The sequence below is a fragment of the Siminovitchia jepli genome (assembly GCF_047228825.1).
Lineage (GTDB): Bacteria > Bacillota > Bacilli > Bacillales > Bacillaceae_C > Siminovitchia.
In genome coordinates this window covers 42,839-58,751 of sequence record NZ_JBFEGN010000013.1, presented here as the reverse complement: position 1 = coordinate 58,751, position 15,913 = coordinate 42,839, and the positions used below count along the sequence as shown (strand labels likewise).

The 15,913-nt window shown below is 45.5% G+C and carries 9 protein-coding genes and 1 CRISPR repeat array; of the genes, 5 read left to right on the top strand and 4 right to left on the bottom strand.

Annotation, left to right across the window (positions count from 1 at the left end):
* Window positions 1-164: 164 nt before the first annotated feature.
* Window positions 165-1,515: a CRISPR direct-repeat array (repeat unit 32 nt; unit sequence GTCGCACTCTTCGTGAGTGCGTGGATTGAAAT).
* 240 nt (window positions 1,516-1,755) lie between these two features.
* Together htpG and AB1L08_RS07660 are read left to right on the top strand one after the other, a co-directional pair.
* Window positions 1,756-3,636, top strand: a complete 1,881-nt coding sequence (gene htpG, locus AB1L08_RS07665) for a molecular chaperone HtpG (RefSeq protein WP_413064079.1) — start codon at window positions 1,756-1,758, stop codon at window positions 3,634-3,636.
* A 533-nt stretch (window positions 3,637-4,169) separates the two neighbouring features.
* Entirely contained in the window at window positions 4,170-4,976 is an 807-nt protein-coding gene (locus tag AB1L08_RS07660; protein ID WP_413064078.1) for a YqjF family protein, read from the top strand.
* Between the two features lie 377 nt (window positions 4,977-5,353).
* Here AB1L08_RS07660 and AB1L08_RS07655 read toward each other — a convergent pair whose 3' ends face one another.
* The 3 genes from AB1L08_RS07655 to AB1L08_RS07645 form a co-directional block, all read right to left on the bottom strand.
* Complete coding sequence (locus tag AB1L08_RS07655; protein WP_413064077.1) at window positions 5,354-6,508, bottom strand: glycosyl hydrolase family 18 protein; 1,155 nt, start codon at window positions 6,506-6,508, stop codon at window positions 5,354-5,356.
* Between the two features lie 238 nt (window positions 6,509-6,746).
* The gene (locus AB1L08_RS07650; protein ID WP_413064082.1) at window positions 6,747-8,156 is read right to left on the bottom strand and encodes a glycoside hydrolase family 18 protein; all 1,410 of its coding nucleotides are present in this window, start codon (window positions 8,154-8,156) and stop codon (window positions 6,747-6,749) included.
* A gap of 659 nt (window positions 8,157-8,815) precedes the next feature.
* On the bottom strand, window positions 8,816-9,679 hold the full coding sequence (locus AB1L08_RS07645) for an undecaprenyl-diphosphate phosphatase (protein ID WP_413064076.1): 864 nt from the start codon (window positions 9,677-9,679) through the stop codon (window positions 8,816-8,818).
* A gap of 299 nt (window positions 9,680-9,978) precedes the next feature.
* On the opposite strand from AB1L08_RS07645, the gene AB1L08_RS07640 reads away from it, so the two are divergent.
* From AB1L08_RS07640 to AB1L08_RS07630, 3 genes are all read left to right on the top strand, one after another.
* Window positions 9,979-10,866, top strand: a complete 888-nt coding sequence (locus AB1L08_RS07640) for a DMT family transporter (protein WP_413064075.1) — start codon at window positions 9,979-9,981, stop codon at window positions 10,864-10,866.
* A gap of 563 nt (window positions 10,867-11,429) precedes the next feature.
* Window positions 11,430-12,182 (top strand): DUF695 domain-containing protein, encoded by a 753-nt coding sequence (locus tag AB1L08_RS07635; RefSeq protein WP_413064074.1) that lies wholly within the window; start codon window positions 11,430-11,432, stop codon window positions 12,180-12,182.
* A gap of 170 nt (window positions 12,183-12,352) precedes the next feature.
* On the top strand, window positions 12,353-13,690 hold the full coding sequence (locus tag AB1L08_RS07630) for a hemolysin family protein (protein ID WP_413064073.1): 1,338 nt from the start codon (window positions 12,353-12,355) through the stop codon (window positions 13,688-13,690).
* A gap of 787 nt (window positions 13,691-14,477) precedes the next feature.
* Here the strand turns inward: AB1L08_RS07630 and AB1L08_RS07625 are convergent.
* Window positions 14,478-15,890: an FMN-binding glutamate synthase family protein gene (locus tag AB1L08_RS07625; protein WP_413064072.1), complete on the bottom strand. Its 1,413-nt coding sequence runs from the start codon at window positions 15,888-15,890 to the stop codon at window positions 14,478-14,480.
* Window positions 15,891-15,913: the final 23 nt, after the last annotated feature.

The window sequence follows — 15,913 nt, the reverse complement described above, 5'->3', positions numbered from 1 at the left end:
ATTTGATCGGCATTATGTTCGTACAAGGTTACCCCTCCAAGTGCAAGGTTTTTATTGGTTTACGGACAAATACCCTTGCATATAACTTCGACAAAAAAGGTAAAAAACCTTGTTAAAACAACATTTTTTTGTTATTCAGTAGACCCTAAATAGGCAGCATTTCAGTCGCACTCTTCGTGAGTGCGTGGATTGAAATAAAAATGTATTGACAGTAACTAAAAGTAGCGTATAGTCGCACTCTTCGTGAGTGCGTGGATTGAAATTTTTGCTGATTTTACGAGGAGCTCAAGCATTTCGTCGCACTCTTCGTGAGTGCGTGGATTGAAATAAACAAGGGTCATTGCCATTGAATATGATCTTTTAGTCGCACTCTTCGTGAGTGCGTGGATTGAAATAAAGTTGGTCAATGGGTCATACGGAAGTCTTTCGGGTCGCACTCTTCGTGAGTGCGTGGATTGAAATATAAGCACTTTGACCATCTTCATTTTCGGTCTCTGTCGCACTCTTCGTGAGTGCGTGGATTGAAATTAACGGTTACAACGGATATGTCACGCAAAGAATGGTCGCACTCTTCGTGAGTGCGTGGATTGAAATCACGTTGTTTGAGCACCATTCCAACCATACGAAAGTCGCACTCTTCGTGAGTGCGTGGATTGAAATATGACAGCACTGTAGCTGATGAGAGAGTTATAATGTCGCACTCTTCGTGAGTGCGTGGATTGAAATAGTTTGCGGCCACGTTTTTTTGCTTCTTGAAGCTGTCGCACTCTTCGTGAGTGCGTGGATTGAAATACGAAACAGCCAACGAAAACATTGGTGCCGGCGCGTCGCACTCTTCGTGAGTGCGTGGATTGAAATCTACTAAACTTTTAATGACTGATTTCACGGATTGGTCGCACTCTTCGTGAGTGCGTGGATTGAAATACCTGTTAACAAATTGTAAACAAAAACATCTTTTGTCGCACTCTTCGTGAGTGCGTGGATTGAAATGCCGAAAAGGATACGTATAAGAAAGTACTCGCAGTCGCACTCTTCGTGAGTGCGTGGATTGAAATAGCAGCATTACGAAATTACGTTTGATGTAGATCTGTCGCACTCTTCGTGAGTGCGTGGATTGAAATCCGCTGAAACTCATACAGTTTCCACGTCAAATGCGTCGCACTCTTCGTGAGTGCGTGGATTGAAATTGAAAATCTTTTGTGTTTAGCCGGGAAACCAAACTGTCGCACTCTTCGTGAGTGCGTGGATTGAAATATTTGTACCTCTTATTTACGTAGGATACGAGATAGTCGCACTCTTCGTGAGTGCGTGGATTGAAATCACTACTATACAAATCGTCAGGCCTGTTCGGTACGTCGCACTCTTCGTGAGTGCGTGGATTGAAATGCTTTAAACCGTTCAGCGTTCGATTATCATTTGTCGCACTCTTCGTGAGTGCGTGGATTGAAATAAACTAAACAATCCCCTGTCGCTTGATGTTATGGTCGCACTCTTCGTGAGTGCGTGGATTGAAACAAAGATATGCACGGATGTCGGTTTCCCCACCGCCAGTCGCACTCCCATGAGTCTGTGAATTGAAAAGTTCTGAAGCTTTTAGAGACCACACGTACCTCGAAAATTAAAGCGTGGATCCTGGAATAAATCCCCTCCCCCATTGACAACTCCCCTCCCTCTATGTTATTTCAATAGTGGATTAGCACTTTTGCTGTGAGAGTGCTAAAATGTCATCAGTACGAGGAAAGGGGCAGATGCATAATGGTGAAGCAGGCGTTTAAGGCGGAGTCGAAGCGGTTGTTGGAGATGATGATTCATTCGGTTTATTCCAACAAGGAGATTTTTTTGCGGGAGCTGATTTCCAATGCGAGTGATGCGATTGATAAGATTTATTATAAAGCGCTGACGGATGATTCGTTGACGTTTGATAAGGACCGTTATTTTATCAAAATTACGCCGAACAAAGATCAGCGGACGCTAACGATTGCAGATACCGGGATTGGCATGACGCAGGAAGAGCTGGAGTCGAATTTGGGGACGATTGCGAAGAGTGGTTCGCTGGCGTTTAAACATGAAAATGAGGTGAAAGACGGGCATGATATTATCGGCCAGTTTGGTGTCGGGTTTTATTCGGCGTTTATGGTGGCTGATCATGTGACGGTGATCACGAAAGCGTTGGGAAGCGACCAGGCGTACAAGTGGGAGTCGTCCGGGGCAGATGGGTATACGATTGAGCCGGCGGAAAAAGAGTCCGTCGGAACGGAGGTAATTTTAAAAATCAAAGAGAATACCGAGGATGAACAGTATGACGAGTACCTCGAAGAGTATCGTTTAAGGGCGATTATTAAAAAGCACTCGGATTTTATCCGCTATCCGATCAAAATGGACGTGACCGAACGCAGGCTGAAGGAAGGCAGCGAGGATGAGTACGAAGACTACATAGAAGAACAAACGATCAACAGCATGGTTCCGATTTGGAGAAAAAACAAAAGCGAGCTCACCCCTGAGGATTACGAGAATTTTTATCATGAAAAACATTACGGTTTTGACAAGCCGCTTAAGCATATTCATATTAAAGTCGATGGAACGGTCAGATATAATGCCATTTTATACATCCCCGAGAACATTCCTTTCGATTACTATACGAAGGAATTCGAAAAAGGGCTGGAGCTGTATTCGAATGGTGTCCTGATTATGGAAAAATGCGGGGACTTGCTTCCGGACTATTTCAGCTTTGTAAAAGGAATGGTTGATTCCGAAGACCTGTCGCTCAACATCTCGAGGGAAATTTTACAGCAAGACAGGCAATTAAAATTTATTGCAAAAAATATTAAGAATAAAATGAAGCGGGAACTGGAAAGCTTGCTGAAGGACGATCGGGAAAAATATGAGAAGTTTTATGAGGCGTTCGGCAGACAGCTTAAATTCGGCGTATATAACAATTTCGGACAGGATAAAGAAGTCTTGCAGGACCTGCTATTGTTCTATTCGTCCAAGGAAAAGAAACTTGTTACGCTGGATGAGTATGTATCCAGAATGCCGGAAGACCAGAAATATATTTATTATGCGACGGGTGAATCGAAAGAAAGAATTGCCAAGCTGCCGCAAACCGAGCTTGTCGCAGATAAAGGGTATGAAATTCTGTACTTTACCGAAGATGTCGATGAATTTGCGATCAAAATGCTCATGAGCTATAAAGAAAAAGAGTTTAAAAACGTATCCAGCGGTGATTTGGGCCTAGAAGAAGATCAGGATAAAAAGCAGACGGAATCGGAAGAAAAAGAGAACAAAGAGCTGATTGATTATATGAAAGAAGTGCTTTCCGGAAAAGTGAAGGACGTTAAAATTTCAAAACGTTTGAAATCCCACCCGGTCTGCTTGACGGCTGACGGTGAAGTGTCCATCGAAATGGAAAAGATCCTGAATGCCATGCCGAACAACGAACAAGTGAAAGCAGACAAGATCCTGGAGATCAATGTAGATCACGATGTATTCCAATCATTAAAATCGGCCTTTGAGCAGGACCGTGAAAAAGCTTCCTTATATACAAACCTTTTATATAACCAGGCACTCCTGATCGAAGGACTGCCAATCGAAGATCCGGTTGAATTTACGAATAATATTTGCAAAGTGATGGTCTAACAAATGGACCTCCCAAGTAGAACAAGGGAGGTCTTTTTATACATAATAAAATCTTGTAATGGGGTAGGAAGCCATGGGGAAAGAGCTGGCTACCCGCCTCCTTAGAGCTTGGAGGATGGTGGTTGTAGACCGTGATCCTTCCAACAAATCGGATAAGCAGCGTACGCCCGAACTGCGGTGGAAAAAACGTTAAGCCTGGTTCAAGACGTCGAAATCCGTTGGAAATCGTGTCATGACTGATTCATAATGATCGAATTAAGCTGAAAATCCTGTCGTGGTAAAAATCATTTTCCCGGTCTGAATGTTTGTTTCACAATCCACTGCCAGTCAATGGACAAAAATACACATGCAATAAATAAGAAAAACCCGGCAAAAAGGTACTGCACCCCAAAAGTTTGGTTTTCACTCTAACTTTGGGGGTCACCACCAAACCGCCCGGTTTTTCTTATTTTTTTTGAGAGGAAAGTTTGGCATAGAAGTCTGATAATAAGAGCAAATTAAAGGCAAATCATGACGGGAAGGGAAACGAACCAATGGATGTGTACAAAAAAGACAGAGCTGCAGCAGCGAACTCTAAAATACAGCAAAACAAAACAATGGACATATATAAAATCGTGGAACACAGGCCTTGGCCATTGCCCGTGAACAGATGGATTATGCGGCAAACTTGGCGCAACGTATTGTTTCTCCATTGGCCAATCCAGCCCGGGTTATTAAGACCGCATATTCCACCCGCTTTGGAGATTGACACATTTAAAGGATGTGCCTGGCTGGGGATCGTGGCGTTTACGATGAAGGGAATTTATTTTCGGGGGCTGCCTTTCTCCGTTGTTCCGTCTTTTTCGGAGGTGAATGTACGTACATATGTCACATACAAAGGGAAACCCGGCGTATTTTTTATGTCTCTGGATGTAGACGACTGGGCTTCCCTGAATATAGCAAAAAGATGGTATCGCTTGCCGTACCATCCGGCAAAGATATCAGTTCAGGATTGTGGCGGTGTTATCCAATATCAAAGTGTCCGCAAAGCCGGAAACCCGGTAGCATTTAAAGGAAGCTGCATCCCATCGAATGATGTTTACTTTCCTGACAGGGGGACATTGGATCATTGGCTTACCGAAAAATACTGCTTCTATACAACCCGAAACGGCAAGGATATTTATCATGGCGACATACATCACCCTCCATGGCCTTTGAAAAAAGCGGACATTCAAATTGATCAACATACGCTTTTTTCCCCTTGGAATATTAATATTTCCAAAGAGGGGCCAATTGCTCATTTTTCGGAAGGGGTGGATTCGCTCATGTGGAATGGAAAACCATTGAAATTAGATTCATGACAATAACGAAAATTGAAGGAAGGGGAACCGGCTTGATTCGAAATGTTTAAGAAGAAACGAAAAAAATGCGTAAATTCCTGGTTGAAGGCTCCCTGCAGTTAAAAAAATAACGGTGCATGCTCCGCTGCATTGGCCTATCGTCTTTTTTAAAGTTAAAAGTATAAATTTAGACGAATCTGATTCTGCTCTGACTTCCTAAGAAAGAATTGCGTTAGCGTTTTTTCTTAAAAAACTCCCGTACGAGGTAACCGGATTGGGGGAAGTGAAGTCCGAGCTGCCACGCGCCAATGCCTCTAATCCGGTATTGGACTGCCAGCTGAAACTTGGCGGCCCGCGCCCTAACGTCTTCAAACCAAACGACATGCCTCCTGCCTGATTCATCCCAATAAGTGTAGTGCGGCTGCTCGAATTCGGCGGAGTATTGGATCGGGACCTGGTATCTCATCGCGGTTGCAACTGCATCGGATACGGAAAAAGCCCTTTGCCCTCTCTATTAGAAATAATAGAGTAATTAAAGTTGCAACTGCATCGGATACGGAAAAAGCCCTTGCACTTATGACATCCCCGTTGGACATCGTCCAGTTATAGCCGTACCGCGGAACCCCAAGCACAATTTTATCCCTTCCCATTTTGGTCAGTGCATAATCCAGCGTTCTTTTTACTTCTGTAATGGGTGCAACCGGGCCCGGAAGACTGCCCGCTTCGTGAAAGTCATAGGCCATGATGAAAACAAAATCAACCGCGGCGCCGATGCCTCCGTAGTCAAAGCCCCGGAGCCAGGGAATATCGTCGGATGTTTTTGGGGGGACGGCAACGGAGAGCTCGTATCCCTCCGGCTTTAAACGGTCCCGGAGTGCTGCCAAAAAGCCTGTGTACAAATCCCTTTCACTTTCAAGGATCCTTTCAAAATCAATATTGACACCAGCATAATTTTTTCTTTTGACCAAATTGTAAATATTGTTGATAACCCGCTCTCTTAATTGAGGATCATTTAACACTCTTTTCGTCAGCTCGGGGCTGAATCCTGTTTCTGTCAAATTGGTGATGACGACGATGGGTCGGGACTGGTTTTCCCAAACAAGCGAGATAAGCTGCTCATCGTTTAAGGTGCTTAAACTCCCATCCGGTAAAATGTGATACTCAAAGATGCCAAAGTTGGAAAGGACCGGTGCAAAGGTTTGTACGTTTATCCGGTTCCTCTCGGGGGTGGAAGGCGTCAAATAACTGAGCCCTTCTTCAGAATATTTTTCCCGAGGAGGCAAGTATAGCTCCATGCCGACCGTTAATGCATCAGATTGAAGACCGTTAAAGAGACGGATCGTTTCCGCCGGGATGAATGCCAGCCGGGCAATCGAATAGAGACTGTCCCCGGGCTGGACAATATACAAATTGGAGGGAATCAACAAATCTTGTCCGGGAACCAGCTGGTCCGTTCTCAATCCGTTTGTAATCCGCAGGCTCTCTATGGTGATCCGGAACTTCGCGGCGATTGAGAATAAGGAATCTCCTATTTTTACCACATAAATAAACATATGGCACCCCATTTCGTTACAATCGGTACTTGTGTTATCAACATATATATTCGTCCGTATTTTTCTTATGAACAGAATGAAGCGATGAAAGGTCCGGGAATCAGGAAGCCCTTCTTCAAGCAGTCTGCAAGGGGTTGTCCAAAAGACTGAAAAAAGACAAAGCGGGCGTGGGCCCGTTTTTGTCTCGATTAAAATGATAAATCTCGCACCTGTTAATCATTTGTGATCATACTGAGGCTTATATTTTTCTCACAATAAATTGATCCTCAAGCAAGAGCCAGTTTTGCGGAAAAGGATAGCCCAAAACCCAGTAGCTGATGCCCCGCAGTCCATATTCTTTCACCAGGTTAAATTTGGCCTGGGCGCTCCGGGCGTCTTCAAACCACACTTCATGACGCCGTCCCTGTTGGTCTGTATATCGGAAAAACGGACTTTGCGCCCTTTCGTCGTATTGAATGGAGGCACCTTGTGCCAGTGCGCGGCGCATGGCCTCCTGCATGTCAAATGTTTCCGCTTCCTGTCCTTGAACGTGGGGGAGAAGCCAGTCCCGGGCGTAAAGCTGGAAGCCCATCAATATTTTATTTCTTGGAATGACCGTAACGGCATAATCAATTACACGGCGCATTTCATTGAGAGGCGATATGGCCATCGGCGGCCCAAGCCGATAACCCCATTCATAGGTCATGAGTATGACAAAGTCGACAATTCTTCCGTGGGCGGGATAGTCGTGCGCTTCGTATAAAAGCCCTGTTTGTGTCCCGCTCGTTTTGGGGGCGAGGGCCGTCGAGACGAAATAACCAAGCGGATGCAGGCGATTCACAGCCCTTTGTAAAAATTGATTGTATAATTCCCTGTCTGTCTGCCTCACATTTTCAAAATCGATGTTCAAGAGGCGGTATCCCTTATCATTCATGATTTGAATGACATTGGTTAAAAGGCGGTCCTGAAGTTCCGTGTTGGACAAGATCGTATGTGCCAATGTCGTTCCGGGGTCCCTGAAAGTAAAATTTGTAATACACATCATCGGAGCAACGCGATTTTCTATAGCAGCTTGAATGGCCGGCGCATCGTTGATGGATTCAAGGCTCCCGTCAGCCCTCATAATATAGGCAAAAGGAGTCATGTAGGTAAGATGTTCGCCGACTTCTTGAACTTCCCGCGCACCGGTTTCGCCCATATTAATAATATAGGCATTCACATCAATCACCGGTTTTGGAAACGGAATCGTCAGGACTGTGCCGACAGTAATCAGATTCGGATTTTCAATTTGATTTTGCCTGACAATTTGCTGTACAGTCGTCCCATACCGTTGGGCGATCTGCCATAAAGTTTCTCCGGCCTGTACTGTGTGCACCCGCGCAGGAATGATCAGCACCTCTCCCACTTGAATGGCGGAAGGATCGGCCAATTGATTTGCACGAATGATGGCATTCAGCGGAACCATATACCTCTGGGCGATTTGCCAAAGCGTTTCACCCCGTCGAACGACATGTTGAATGGACGGAACCGGTATCACAATTGCCTGGCCGACTGCGAGCCGATCCGGATCCGGCAGCTCATTCGCGGAAGCAATTCGCGAAACAGTACTCCCATAGCGACGGGCAATCTTATTTAACGTCTCCCCTCGTGCAACGACATGAATAATCATACATATCCACTCCTCAACAAGTTCATATGAATAATGTATGCGGAATGAAGCCCGGCAAGAATAAAAAGAACAGCAGCAAGGAGATTGCACGGCTGTTCTAAACGTGGCATCCCGCGGATAACGGAGGAGTACCCGCGGATAACGGTGGAACCCGCGGATACCGGAGGAATACCCGCGGATAACGGAGAAATACCCGCGGACAACAGGAAATACCCGCGGACAACAGGAAATACCCGCGGATAGCAGGAAACACCCGAGGATAACGGTGGAATACCCGCGGATAACGGAAAATACCCGCGGATAGCAGGAAATCCCCGCGGATAAACGGAAAATCCCCGCGGATACCGGAAAATACCCGCGGATACCGGAAAATACCCGCGGATACCGGAAAATACCCGCGGATACCGGAAAATACCCGCGGATAACGGAGAAATACCCGCGGATAATGGAGAAATACCCGCGGATAACGGAGAAATACCCGCGGATAGCAGGAAATACCCGCGGATAGCAGGAAACACCCGCGGATAACAGGAAATCCCCGCGGATAAACGGAAATCCCCGCGGATAAACGGAAAATACCCGCGGATAGCAGGAAATCCCCGCGGATAGCAGCAAAAGCGCACGGCTCCCAAGCCGTGCGCTTCCTTATGAATCAGTCCTTATCTTATACTCATATAGACGACCATGATCACCGTTGCCAGCAATATTCGGTAAATGGCAAAAGGAATCAGCTTTATCCGGTTAATGAGCGCCAAAAAGAAGCGGATGGAAATCCAGGCGAAAATGAATGCGCTGATAAAACCGACTGCAAAAAAAGGGATGACATCCGCTGTCAGCACGTCCATTTTTTTCAATAAAGAAACGGCGCTGGCCCCGGCCATGATCGGTACGGCCATAATAAAAGTAAAATCTGCGGCAGCCCGGTACTTTAATCCGAGCAGCACCCCGCCTGAAATCGTTGAACCGGAACGGGAAAAGCCTGGCCACAGGGCGATGCACTGAAATAAACCGATCAGAAAAGCCTGTTTGTAATTGATGCCGTCAAGTGGAACACCTTCATAGGCTCCTTTGGTCCGAACCTCCCGCCGAACTTTCAAGTCCGCAAGGATCATCAACACGGCGCCTCCGACGAGCCCGATCAGGACCGTTTCAACCGAAAACAAATATGTATCGATGAAATCTTCGAACAGCAGTCCCAAAATCATCGCAGGAATTAATCCTATAATTACATGCGTCAAGCGCAGGCGCCTTCCCTCTGTCGGCACTTCCGATGAACCACTCGTCTGAATGCCGATCAAACTTAACAGCCGCGGCCAAAACACGATGACGGCCGCCATGACGGAGCCAAGCTGGATCACGACTTTAAATGTATTTGCCACTTCCTGGGAATTCAGCAATTCTGCAGATTTTAATAACATATCATCCACGATGATCATATGGCCCGTCGATGAAACAGGTGCAAATTCTGTAAGCCCCTCCACGAGACCCAATATCAATGCAACGATTAAATCCCAAATATTCACGGCATAAATTCCTCACTTTCTGCACGGATTCTATCATTATATCATTCTACACTTTAATATATGGTGACAAAAAGGGAAATTGTCTATAAGGTTGATAAACTTGAAATGAACAGAGTATGATGAAGAGGACAACAATATTCGGAGGTGCAAGAAAAATGAGATTGTATTTCGATCTGTTTGAAAATGACCAGCCGACAAACTATTCATCCTGAGTCGAGGGGTGAATAGGTTCGGTCCCATTCAAGCCTCCTCGTCTCGGGAACCCATTTTCCCATTAAAGAGACGGAGGTATTGAAACGATGAAGAAAAGTGTCATTGGAGCGATCTGTTTATCACTGGCCGCAAGCCTGTGGGGCGGCATGTATGTCGTCAGCAAATATGTGCTCGATTTTATTCCGCCGTTTACGCTTGTCTGGCTTCGTTACATCATTGCGTTTCTCTTTTTGTATACAATTCTGCTTGCCGTTCGAAAAAAAAGCGGCCAGCCCCGAGCGATGGCAAAAAGGGATTGGCTCTTGCTCGTCTGGATTGGTTTTATTGGCTACTTTGTCTCGATCTCTTTTCAATTTATCGGGACAAAATTATCCGACGCCCATACGGGGTCTTTAATCACTTCGGCTACGCCGGCGTTCATCGTCATTTTTGCGAGGTTCGTTTTAAAGGAACCAATCACGCTGCGAAAAGTCATTTCCACGTTCCTGGCTACATTGGGCGTCATCATCGTCATTGGCTGGGATGTTCATGTCGGCGATTATTTCTGGGGCAGCCTCATTCTCGTTGGAGCTGCCGTTACGTGGGCATTGTTATCGGTTTATGTAAAAGTTGCGTCTGAACGGCTGTCGTCATTGGCCATCACAACCTATGCGATTTTTTTTGCACTCGTTTTGACTACACCGGCCATGCTATGGGAACTTCAGTCCCATGGGATTTTTTACGAAAGCCCGCTCATTATTTTCGGCATCCTTTACTTGGGAATTGTTTCGACTGCCGGCGCCTTTTTTCTTTGGAATAAAGGTTTGGAACTGATGGATGCGGGAATTGGTTCACTGTTTTTCTTTTTCCAGCCTGTTGTCGGATCTTTCCTCGGCTGGCTGCTCCTAAACGAACAATTAAACGCAAACTTTTTTATTGGCGGTGCGTTTATAGTGGCGGGTGTAGTTATCGTCAGTTTCCAAAAAGAAGGGTGAAGCCGATCACGGTTTCCCCTTTTTTACAATTAAATAAAGTATAACTTGCTAAGAAATTTTTTCTGCGCCTAGCCCCTCGAGGTCAGTAAAAACACTCCAGAGGCTGGGGCCTCCTGCGTGTTTCGCCTTATGCTTGTCGGGGCTGAAGCAAGGCACGTGCGCTTTTCTTTAAAGTTAAGCGTATAATTTAAGGTCTGCCCACGGTCATTTAGACTGTGGTATTTTAGGAACATACGATCCAGTTTTGCAAAAATACGATCCGGAAACCCCGAAATACGCTCGAGTTTTAAATACGATCCGTGAACCTCAAAATACGCTCGAGTTTTACGCAAGTACGATCCGGGAACCTCAAATTCTATTCCATTCTAAGCTTGCACCGACAACGCAGTACCCAGCGCATCTCCATAACAACGTGTGGAACCGTCACATATCTCCGTTAAGATATTTTGCTCCGCTTTGATGCCGCTAAACAGGCACTTTCCTTTTTTGTTTTTTTTGTAAAAAAACCATTTGTTGAAAAAGAAAAATGATATATTTATAAAAACGGAAATGGAGGCGTTACGATGTCGGAGAATTGGGAAGTTTATTTTGGTTATATTGAAGATCGGTTGGCTTCGGTTCTTTTGGATATGGATATTTGGCAGGAAATTGATACGGAAAAATTCAGGCATGCCTCCTGCCTCAGGGTGAAGTTGAAGAACCCGAACGAAGATGGTTTTCCGATGGATGCCGAAGCGGAACGGTTAAACAATATGGAGGATGACATCATTGAATGTCTGGCCGGTAAAAATTTTATCCATGTTGGCAGGGTTACAACTGACGGAGCAAGAGATATCATTTTTTATTCAAGCCAAAAGGAAATGGACGACTTAATCGATGCGACGGAGCGGTTTATGAAGCCGGCCGGATACGAGTTTGACATTTTTGAGATTGAAGAGGATGAAACATGGGAATTTTATTTCGAATTCCTTTACCCCGATCTATATCAACAGCAGCACATGGGCAACCGCCAGGTGATCGATGCTTTGGTGGAATCCGGCGATTCGTTGACAACCCCGAGAAAAGTGGAGCATTGGCTTTATTTTGAAAATTCAAAAATGATGAAGCGGTTTGCCAAAGCGGTTAAAAAAGAAGGTTTTTCCATAGAACAGGAAACAAAAGACATGAATGAAGACGGAAAATATGAAATAACCATTTCCCGGGAGGACCGTGTCGATTTCGATTCAATCAATGAAGTAACTGACCTGTTGGTTGAGATCTCTGAAAGGTATGAAGGGGAATATGATGGATGGGAAACGTTTGTCGTCAAAGCATGAGGAGCGTGTCCCTAAAGCTTGGAAAAAGAATTTTTTTTACAAAATAAATCATAAAAATGCAGATGTTTTCCATATTCATAGTATAATATATGTATTAAGAATGTGCGGTTCACGCCGGACAAAATTTTAATAATCAGGAGGTGTACACCTTTCTTTGAAAGGTGATCCATTTGGACGTTGTCAGTTTATTGTTGATTGCCATTTTGATTGGATTAACCGCATTTTTCGTTGCGACGGAGTTTGCCATCGTCAAAATCAGGAGTTCACGGGTTGATCAGCTCGTTGAAGAGGGGAAACCGGGGGCGAAGGCGGCCAAGCATGTGGTCTCGCACATGGATGAGTATTTATCCGCATGCCAGCTCGGCATTACGGTCACGGCTTTGGGAATTGGCTGGCTGGGCGAACCGGCGGTTAAAGCATTATTGGATCCGCTGTTTCAAAAAATGGCGTTCGGAGCTTACGTTTCCCACGTTTTATCGATTACGATCGCGTTTTTGATCATTACTTTTTTGCACGTTGTCGTTGGGGAGCTGGCGCCAAAAACCTTTGCGATCCAAAAATCCGAGACGGTCACGCTGCTTGCTGCCAAACCGATGCAATGGTTTTACAAAATCATGTTCCCATTTATTTGGGCATTGAATGGATCGGCCCGACTATTGGTGAGGATGTTTGGACTGAAGCCTGTAGCCGGACACGAAGTGTCCCACTCCGAAGAAGAACTGCGAATCATTCTTTCTGAAAGTTTTAAAAGCGGTGAGATCAATCAGACGGAACTGACGTATGTAAATAATATATTTAAATTCGATAACCGGATTGCAAAGGAAATCATGGTTCCCCGAACGGAAATGATCTCGTTTTCAACGGAAGATCAAATGGAAGATTTGCTCGGGGTCATCAAGGAAGCCAAATTTACCCGTTATCCCGTTTATGAAGGCGACAAGGATAACATTATCGGGATTATCAACATAAAAGATATGCTGCTTGAGCAAATCAAACACCCCGAGAAGAATATGAAAGCGGATATTACGCAGTATATAAAGCCTGTGATCGTCGTGATCGAGACGATCCCGATCAGTGAGCTGCTGTTAAAAATGCAGCGGGAACGCACGCATATGGCAATTTTGCTTGATGAATACGGCGGAACGTCAGGTCTCGTCACGGTCGAAGACATCGTCGAGGAGATCGTCGGCGAGATTCGGGATGAATTTGATGCTGACGAGGTTCCAGACGTGACACAAATTGCGGAAGATCATTATTCTTTTAGTGGAAAAGTGCTCATTCATGAGGTAAATGATTTACTTGGAATAAATCTCTCGGATGAAGAGGTGGATACGCTCGGCGGCTGGATTTTATCGCAAAAATTTGATGCGCAAGAGGGCGAAGTGCTTCATTTTGAAGGCTTCAGCTTTAAAATAAAAGAACTGGACGGGCACCAAATCCAGTTGGTCGAGGTACTAAAAGAAAGTGCCCCGAAACTGGAAGCGTTGCAATACCAAAATGAAGGTTGATCACATTAAAGGAAAACGATGTTCAAAAGGCGTTTTCCTTTTTTGTTGTTAAGCGTACTATGTCAAATACTTTTTTTACCATTTTGAGTATAGGTAATACCCTACCACTACTGGTTACCAAAAAATGGACTAGTAAGTAGCAACTGACAGTGAACTTTATATTCATTAACCACACTTTCTCGGATCTGAAGTGGAAAATGCCTCGTTTTCAATTTTGCAGAAAGTACATCCTGGCATAGTACAATTTTCATTTAACGTGCTGCTCGCATTTGCAGGACGAGGTGGATAATGCTAAACACCGAGGTCAAAGAGCCTCCAAGGAAACTACCGATCTCACCTCGACCCCAGAAAATGTGGTTAACTCTTGTAGGCTTGACATGGAGCCTCTGCAGGCAGATTTTCTGGCAAAGCGGCAAGGGTAAACGATTTGCCACGCCGGCCAAGGCTATCATGCCCGCCACTCCATATAAAGCCGGTGATCTAGCGTTTGTTTTGTGGAAAACCTACCTTAAGCAACAGACTTACTTTCTACCGTTTGAGAGCTCATATTATTGTGCAAAAATGGCTTCTTATCACGTAGCATTGCAAAAGCAATTTTAATGAATTTGTTCCCAGTGCGGAGTCATAAGTTAAAACATCCAGGAGGCGGGGGACCTCCTGCGTGTTTAACTTATTTTCCCGTAAAAATTTAGACCAATCCGGCTTAACTAGAAAGAACGCGCCAGCGTTTTTCTAACCCATCATGGCCCGTTCGTATACTAGCCGGTATGCCTGCTGCTGCATCGGCTTATTCCCTCTTTCCTTTTCCGCCCGAGGCTTGAAATGTGAACGGTATGCCGATCATTCTCGCGGTCAGCTCGTCGTAAGAAGTTAAATCCTTCCTGGACAGCTCTCCCAGTGACCGTTTCCCCATAGCCCTCAAAGCCATTTTCATTTCTTCGGCACTTGAGGTCAGAAATTTCTCGGCAGTTTTCGTTCCTTCTTCGATGTTGAATTTATTTTTGAATTTCCCTTCATGCCAAACGACCTGTGTCGGCGGTTCGAAGGGAAGGGCGTTGGTGACTTGAGTATGGGCAACGGTGAATAAAATGGCCGAGCCAAGGTAAACAGCGTCGGCCCCCAATGCAAGCACTTTTAAAAAGTGCCCGGGAACCAACAGGCCGCCTGAGACAATGAGGCTTACCCGGCCGTTCATTTTTCTTCTTTTTAAATGATTGGAGGCCCGGACAACTGCATGCAGCGTGGGGATGCCGAAATCGTCCGCCAAAATGGGCGCGCCCGAATGGGTCGCCGCCTGGGCGCCGTCCACTGCAATATAATCAACACCCATCTCCAGCAAATGATCAATATCTTCTTCAATCTTCCCGCCAGCCCCCATTTTAGCGCCGATGGGAACTCCGCCTGACAAATCACGCAGCTCCCCGACAAGCTCCTTTAAATCTTTCAATGTCTGGTTTTCAAAGAAATGCTCATGGATGACGGCATCATCTTCTTTTTTCAGCCCCATGATATCTCTTGCCTTGCCCGTCAGATTTTTCGGAGAGATCTTTGCGCCCATTCCCATTTTCGCACCTTGCCCCAGTTTTATTTCAATCATGTCCGCGCGCTTGATGAATTTTTCATCTTTCCCCCATTCTGTCTTGGAAAATTGCAGAATATACTTTCCAGCCGCGTCCAATTCCTCATCCATAATGCCGCCTTCACCGGAATTGATGGCGGTTCCCGCCTTCTTTGCTGCCCCTGCCAGCGCCACTCTAACCTGCCGGCTGAGCCCGACTCCATAAGCCATCCCGCTGATCATGAGGGGAATGTCGATTTGCATCGGCTTTTTCGCTTTCGGTCCGATCGTGACACTGACATCCACCTCATCCTCGGCGGAGGTAGGAAATGGCGAGGTCTGTGCAGGCAAAAACGTGATCGGATCCAAATGCGGCCAGGATTTTGAGGAACCAAGGGGACGGTGAAGCACACCGCCGGTTTCGGCGCGCAAATTATTCTCGAGCGTGTGCTGTACTCCCATATGCTTTAATCCGGGCAATATTTCAATGATGTTTTCCTCATAGCTGTCGGTAAAAATAATTTTCCCCGCCTGTTTTACAATCAGCTTCATGATCCGGCGCCATCCAAATAACAGAAACAAAAAGACGATCAATAAAAAAACAACGATTCCAAAAGTAATATAGGACAAAATATCCGCCATGCGCTTGTCCTCCAAATCAATTT

What these genes read in the sequence shown, in the direction of transcription:
- htpG (WP_413064079.1), top strand. Translation starts at nt 1,756, where the DNA reads ATGGTGAAGCAGGCGTTTAAGGCGGAGTCGAAGCGGTTGTTGGAGATG.
- AB1L08_RS07655 (WP_413064077.1), bottom strand. Translation starts at nt 6,508, where the DNA reads ATGTTTATTTATGTGGTAAAAATAGGAGATTCCTTATTCTCAATCGCC.
- AB1L08_RS07650 (WP_413064082.1), bottom strand. Translation starts at nt 8,156, where the DNA reads ATGATTATTCATGTCGTTGCACGAGGGGAGACGTTAAATAAGATTGCC.
- AB1L08_RS07640 (WP_413064075.1), top strand. Translation starts at nt 9,979, where the DNA reads ATGAAGAAAAGTGTCATTGGAGCGATCTGTTTATCACTGGCCGCAAGC.
- AB1L08_RS07635 (WP_413064074.1), top strand. Translation starts at nt 11,430, where the DNA reads ATGTCGGAGAATTGGGAAGTTTATTTTGGTTATATTGAAGATCGGTTG.
- AB1L08_RS07625 (WP_413064072.1), bottom strand. Translation starts at nt 15,890, where the DNA reads ATGGCGGATATTTTGTCCTATATTACTTTTGGAATCGTTGTTTTTTTA.
- AB1L08_RS07660 (WP_413064078.1), top strand. Translation starts at nt 4,170, where the DNA reads ATGGATGTGTACAAAAAAGACAGAGCTGCAGCAGCGAACTCTAAAATA.